This is a genomic window from Pseudomonas sp. 1D4, assembly GCF_001728925.1.
Lineage (GTDB): Bacteria > Pseudomonadota > Gammaproteobacteria > Pseudomonadales > Pseudomonadaceae > Metapseudomonas > Metapseudomonas otitidis.
This window is the reverse complement of record NZ_LXJQ01000099.1, coordinates 1-5,953: the sequence shown is the minus strand read 5'-3', so window position 1 is coordinate 5,953 and position 5,953 is coordinate 1. Positions and strand designations below refer to the sequence as shown.

The 5,953-nt window shown below is 72.2% G+C and carries 5 protein-coding genes and 1 riboswitch; of the genes, 1 reads left to right on the top strand and 4 read right to left on the bottom strand.

The window, feature by feature from the left end:
• Window positions 1–602: 602 nt before the first annotated feature.
• Genes cobJ through cobG form a run of 4 tightly spaced genes read right to left on the bottom strand, consistent with a single transcriptional unit; the run spans window position 603 to window position 4,928 of the window.
• A complete protein-coding gene (gene cobJ, locus A7D27_RS26505; RefSeq protein WP_069566635.1) occupies window positions 603–2,249 on the bottom strand; it encodes a precorrin-3B C(17)-methyltransferase in 1,647 nt (548 codons plus the stop codon).
• Window positions 2,249–2,995, bottom strand: coding sequence for a precorrin-2 C(20)-methyltransferase (locus A7D27_RS26500; RefSeq protein ID WP_069566634.1), 747 nt, complete (start codon window positions 2,993–2,995; stop codon window positions 2,249–2,251). Before A7D27_RS26500 ends, cobJ begins: the two co-directional genes overlap by 1 nt.
• A complete protein-coding gene (locus tag A7D27_RS26495; protein WP_069566633.1) occupies window positions 2,995–3,621 on the bottom strand; it encodes a precorrin-8X methylmutase in 627 nt (208 codons plus the stop codon). Before A7D27_RS26495 ends, A7D27_RS26500 begins: the two co-directional genes overlap by 1 nt.
• Window positions 3,618–4,928, bottom strand: a complete 1,311-nt coding sequence (gene cobG / locus A7D27_RS26490; protein ID WP_069566632.1) for a precorrin-3B synthase — start codon at window positions 4,926–4,928, stop codon at window positions 3,618–3,620. Before cobG ends, A7D27_RS26495 begins: the two co-directional genes overlap by 4 nt.
• A gap of 87 nt (window positions 4,929–5,015) precedes the next feature.
• Window positions 5,016–5,222: riboswitch (cobalamin riboswitch) on the bottom strand.
• A gap of 80 nt (window positions 5,223–5,302) precedes the next feature.
• Between cobG and cbiE the strand changes: the two genes are divergently transcribed.
• Window positions 5,303–5,953 (top strand): precorrin-6y C5,15-methyltransferase (decarboxylating) subunit CbiE (gene cbiE / locus A7D27_RS26485; protein ID WP_069566631.1); only part of this gene is annotated, 651 nt, incomplete at its 3' end.

The following is a 5,953-nucleotide window of genomic DNA, read 5'->3' as shown; positions in this document are numbered from 1 at the left end:
ATCGCGCTTCATCGATCCACCGTCTCGGCGCCCGCACGGTGTGAGTCCGTAGGATGCGGTGAGCTTGGCGAACCGCATCGATCCACACCCGCCCGCGATGATGGGCTTCGCACAGCTCAGCCCATCCTACGAATGCCCCGGCGCCATCCGGTGAGTCCGTTGCCCGGCCGGGTGGATCGCGCTTCATCGATCCACCGTGTCGGCGACCGCACGGTGTGAGTCCGTAGGATGCGGTGAGCTATGCGAACCGCATCGATCCACACCCGCCCGCGATGATGGGCTTCGCACAGCTCAGCCCATCCTACGGGTGCCTCGGCGCCATCCGGTGAGCATCGATCTCCCATGCCTGGGTGCCGGGAGTTGGTGGATGAAAAGAGCGTCATCCTCCCTACGCGAGCCCGCGCCGCCGTTGCCCCGTAGGGTGGATCGCGCTTCATCGATCCACCGTCTCGGCGCCCGCACGGTGTGAGTCCGTAGGATGCGGTGAGCTATGCGAACCGCATCAATCTACGCCCCGCCCGCGATGCCATCCGGTGAGCACCGATCCACCGTCGTAGCCCGGGCTTCAGCCCGGGAACTGGGGTTATCCCGAAGGACGAGGCTCAGCGATACCAGCGCGGGGTGTAGACCCATTCGTGGCCGTCGGGGCGGGGGATGCGGCGGGTTAGGGAGGAGCCGATGATCACCAGGGTGCGCATGTCCACCTGGTCGGGGGTGAGGTCGCCGAGGGTCGTCACGGTGAGCTTCTCTGCCGGGCGGCCGATGTCGCGGCCGAGCACCACCAGGGTCTCGGGCGTGCGGTGCTGGCGGACGATCTCCAGGGCGCGGGCCAGTTGCCAGGGGCGGGCCTTGGAGATGGGGTTGTAGAAGGCCATGGCGAAGTCGGCGGCGCCGGCGTGGTCGAGGCGCCGCTCGATCACGTCCCAGGGCTTGAGGTTGTCCGACAGCGAGATCAGGCAGAAGTCGTGGCCGAGCGGCGCGCCGGCCTTGGCGGCGGTGGCCAGGGCGGCGGAGACGCCCGGCTGGATCTGCAGGTCCACCTGCTGCCAGGCCGGGTCGCGGGATTCGTCGAGGGCTTCCAGCACGGCGGCGGCCATGGCGAACACGCCCGGATCACCGGACGACACCACCACCACCCGGCGCCCGCTGGCGGCCAACTCGAAGGCGTGGCGGGCGCGTTGCAGCTCTTCGCGGTTGTCGGTGCAGTGGGCCACCTGGTCGGCGCGCAGCGGGCCGGCCATGCGGATGTAGGTTTCGTAGCCCAGCAGGTCCTGGGCTTCGTCGAGGGCTTGGCGGGTGGCGGGGGTCATGAAGGCCGGGTCGCCGGGGCCGAGGCCGATCACCGTCAGCCGGCCTCGGGCCTGGCCGATGCCGGTCGGGTCCAGGGGCGCGTCGGCGCGGTACAGCCGCAGTGCGCCGAGGTGGGCAGCCGGCGCGGGCAGGTCGGTGTCATCGCTGGCGAAGCGCAGTGGCACGCCCAGTTCGGCGGCCGTGGCGGTCAGCCCGGCGTCGCTCATGCGCGCCGGGTCGGCCACCAGGCAGGCCAGGGCCTGGGGGGCCAGGCCGGCCGTGGCGAGGGCCTGGCGGATGGTTTCGGCCGAGGCCTCGCCCTCCACGCGCAGCACCAGCACGCGGGGGTGGATCAGCAGTTCGTCGCGGGCGGCAGGGCGTTGTTCGGGGGTGATGTGCAGGGTCAGCTTGGCGGCGCTGTCGCGGGGCAGGGCGACGGCTTCCAGCCAGGGCGCCTCGCCGGCCACGTGCAGCGTCTGGCCGCCGAGCAGGTCGGCGACGAAGCGCTTGCCCTGTTCCAGGTCGGCCAGGGCGTAGCCTTCCGGCGGGTCCAGCAGGCAGGTGCCGAAGCGCAGTTCGCCACTGGTGGTGATGGCCGGGGCCACGTCCAGCCAGGCGGCGATCTCGCGGGCCAGGCTGTTGACCCCGCCCAGGCCGCCGAGCAGCGGCACCACGGCGCTGCCGTCTTCGGCCAGGGCCAGCACCGGCGGTTCGGCGCCCTTGTGGGCGAGCAGCGGCGCGAGGGTGCGGATGACGATGCCGGCGGCGCACAGGGCGATGATCGGGGTGTCGTTGCGGTACAGCTCGCGCAGGGTCTCGCCGAACTCGCTGTAGCGCTCGTCGGCACCGTCGACGCGGCCGGCGAGGCCAAGCACCCGGGCCTGTGGATAAAGCGCCTGGAGGCGGCGGGCGACGGCCAGGCCGCCGTTGCCGAGGAGGACGATGGCGGGGGCGTTCATCAGCCCCTCCATTTCTGGCCGGGGACCAGGATCATCGAGAAGTACGGCGAGGCCATCGGGTCGACCTCGTCCAGCGCCACGATGCGCTGGTTGGCCATGGTGGCGCGCTCGACGTAATGGGCGCGGTCGGCCAGGCCCAGCTCGCCCAGCACGCGGCGCACCTTGTCGAAGTTGCGCCCGAGCTTCATCACCACGGCGGCTTCGGCGGTGGCCAGGCGGGCCTTGAGTTCAGCCTCGGGGAGCACCCCGGAGAGCACCGAGAGGCTCTGGTTGCGGTACACCAGCGGCAGGCCGAGCACGGCGGCGCTGCCGAGCATGGAGCAGACGCCGGGCACCACTTCCACTTCGTAGCGGTCGGCCAGGCGGTCGTGCAGGTACATGTAGGAGCCGTAGAAGAACGGGTCGCCTTCGCAGATCACCGCTACGTCGCGGCCGGCGTCGAGGTGCTCGACCACCTGCTGGGCGGCGGTGTCGTAGAAGTCGCTGATCACCGTTTCATAGGACAGCGGCGGCTCCAGCTTCTCGGTGGTCACCGGGTACACCAGCGGCATGCGCACCTGGGTGTCCGCCAGGTGCTGCTCGATGATGCCGAAGGCGTTGCCACCCTCGCCGCGATTGGCCTTGGCCTTGGCGACGAAGTAGCCCACCACCTGGGCCGATTGCAGCAGGCGCAGGGCCTTGAGCGTGATGAGTTCCGGATCGCCCGGGCCTACGCCGAGGCCGATCAGCCGTCCCTTGCCACTCATCACTCCACCTCCGTGGCCAGGGCGTTGACGGCGGCGGCGGCCATGGCGCTGCCGCCGCGACGGCCGCGCACCACCACGTAGGGCACGCCGCGGTTGTCGGCGGCGAGCAGGTCCTTGGACTCGGCCGCGCCGACGAAGCCCACCGGGAAGCCGAGGATCAGCGCCGGTTTCGGGGCGCCGGCGTCGAGCATTTCCAGCAGGTAGAACAGCGCGGTGGGGGCGTTGCCGATCACCACCACGCTGCCTTCCAGGTGCGCGCGCCAGTGCTCCAGGGCCACTGCCGAGCGGGTATTGCCCCGTTCGCGGGCCAGCTCCGGCACGCCGGGGTCGTTGAGGGTGCAGATGACCGGGTTGTTGGCCGGCAGGCGGGCGCGGGTGATGCCTTCGGCCACCATGCGCGCATCGCAGAGGATCGGCGCGCCAGCGGCCAGGGCAGCGCGGCCGGCGGCACCTGCGCCGGGGGAGAAGGCCAGGTCCTGCACCACGTCGACCATGCCGCAGGCGTGGATGACGCGCACGGCGAGCTTCTCCAGGTCCGGCGGGATGGCGCTGAGGTCCGCCTCGGCGCGGATGATGGAGAAGGAATGGCGATAGATCTCCTGACCATCGCGGATGTAATCGATCATTCGGTGGAGCTCCAACTGTCAGGAGTGGCGGCCAGTCGGGCGCTGGCCTGTTCGAGGTCGAGGTCGCTCGCCAGCAGCAGGCCGAAGCCGCTGCGGGCGCGCTGGTAGAGGTCGTAGCGGCCCGGTTCGCGGGCCAGCAGGGTGAAGGGCGCGACGTGGGCGGCGGCGCAGGAGCGCGGGCAGCCGGTCAGGTGCAACTGCACCCGGGGCGGCAGGTGCGGCGCCAGGGCCAGGGCGTCGGCCTTGGTGTCGGCCAGGCTGCGTGGGCAGCCGCTGGAGCCGGTGCAGGCGATGAGCCGGGCCAGGGGCGCGTCGGGGTCGGTGACCAGGCCCAGGGCGGCGAGGGCGGTGAGGGTGCCGTCGAGGTCGCGGGGGGCCGGCAGCAGCACCGATTGCCAGGGGGTGAGGCGCAGGTGGCTGTCGCTCTGCTGGTCCGCCAGGTCGGCCAGGGCCATCAGTTGCGCCGCGTCGAGCCGGCCGAGGGGGGCGGCGGCGCCGGCATGGCGGCCAGCCACGGCGCCCAGGTGACCGAGGGCGCCGGCGCTGTCGCGGCGCCAGTCCGGCACGGCATGCAGGGGCGCGCCGAGGCGGGCTTCCAGCTCTGCCAGCAGGGCGGCGGGGCCGAGGTCGGCCAGCAGGTGGCGCATGCGCGTCTGCTCGGGGCGGGCGCGGTCGAGGAACAGGTGCAGCAGCGCCTCCACCAGGGCCGGTACCTGGGCGGCGGGCACGGCGCCCAGGGCGGGGGCGTCGTGCGCCTGTTGCGGCGGGCACCCGGCCAGGCCGAAGGCGAAGAGGGCGTCGGCCTGCGGCCCGAGGGCGCAGAACCAGAGGTCGTGGGGGTGCTCCAGCATGGCCAGGGCTTCGCCGCCGTCCAGCAGCAGGGCGAACTTGGGCGACAGGGCGTGGAAGCGCGGGGTGTCCTGCAGCAGGGCCAGCAGGCGGTCGGCCAGGGCGGCGGTCGTCTCGTGGCCGGGCACCAGGCCCAGCAGCGGGCTGACCATCAGGTTGCGCACGTCGTCGGCACCCGGCGAGGGGGCGCCCAGGTCGGCGGCCAGCAGCGCGTCGATCAGCGCCGCTTCGGCACCGATCCGAACCCCGCGGATCTGCAGGTTGGCGCGGTTGGTGACCTCGATCACGCCGCTGGCGTACTGCTGCGCGGCAGCGGCCACGGCGCGAGCCTGGCGGGCCTGGAGGCGGCCGCAGGGCAGCTTGATGCGGCAGATGCCGCCATCGCCGGATTGCACGATGCGCAGCAACCCCGGGCAGGCCGAGGGGCGGACGGTGGCGGCGGATTCGGCCTGTTTCAACGGGTCACCCTGGTTGGCGTCGCGGCGACCGGAATATCCCTAGCCCAGGGACACGTTTGCATCGATACACCCCGCTCGATGCGTTCACACGCGACTGGTTTCACCGGCAGGTCTCCTGGCTGGCAGGTCGTCATCCTCCGCGGCCTTCCCGAGCGTTGCTCAGTGGCCAGGGTGCGTGGACTCGCTGCTTACAGTTGCGGGGGCAGCCACGGTGCGACCGTGTTCCCTCAGTGTCCGGATGGGCACTGGCCAGCGCCTTGTGGGGCGCCGGCAACCAATGAAGGGCGCTATTATGCCCGCTTTGCGCGACATGAGGAAAAGGCTGCCTGTCGGAACGGCAAGCGGCTGACACCTCGCTAGAGACGGGAGTTTCCATGCAGCCCTGGCTGACGGTGGTGGGTATCGGTGAGGACGGCTACGCGGGCCTCGGCAAGGCGGCGCGTCATGCGCTGCTGGGGGCCTCTGAAGTGGTGGGGGCGCCGCGTCAGTTGGCGCTGCTGCCGCGCTGCATCCGTGCCGTGCGCACGCCCTGGCCGAGCCCCTTCTCCCTGGAGCCGGTGCTGGCGCGGCGGGGCACGGCCCTGTGCGTGCTGGCCAGTGGCGATCCGATGCTGTTCGGCGTGGGCGCCAGCCTGGCGCGGCAGGTGCCGGCCGAGGAGATGCAGGTGCTGTCGGCGCCTTCGTCCGCAGCCCTGGCGGCGGCACGGCTGGGCTGGCCGCTGCAGGAGGTGACGCTGCTGTCCACCGTGGCGCGGCCCCTGGCGGTGCTCAACGGCCACCTGCACCCCGGCGCGCGGCTGCTGGTGCTGAGCAACGATGGCAGCACCCCGGCGGCCCTGGCCGCGCTGCTGGCCGAGGGCGGCTTCGGCGCCAGTCGCCTCACGGTGCTGGAGCACCTGGGCGGCCCCCAGGAGCGCCGGCTCGACGGCCTGGCCAACGCCTGGAGCGACGTGGCGGTGGCCGACCTCAACCTGGTGGCGGTGGAGGTGGCGGCCGACCCCGGCACCCGCGCGTTGCCGGTCACC

What these genes read in the sequence shown, in the direction of transcription:
- cobJ (WP_069566635.1), bottom strand. Translation starts at nt 2,249, where the DNA reads ATGAACGCCCCCGCCATCGTCCTCCTCGGCAACGGCGGCCTGGCCGTC.
- A7D27_RS26500 (WP_069566634.1), bottom strand. Translation starts at nt 2,995, where the DNA reads ATGAGTGGCAAGGGACGGCTGATCGGCCTCGGCGTAGGCCCGGGCGAT.
- A7D27_RS26495 (WP_069566633.1), bottom strand. Translation starts at nt 3,621, where the DNA reads ATGATCGATTACATCCGCGATGGTCAGGAGATCTATCGCCATTCCTTC.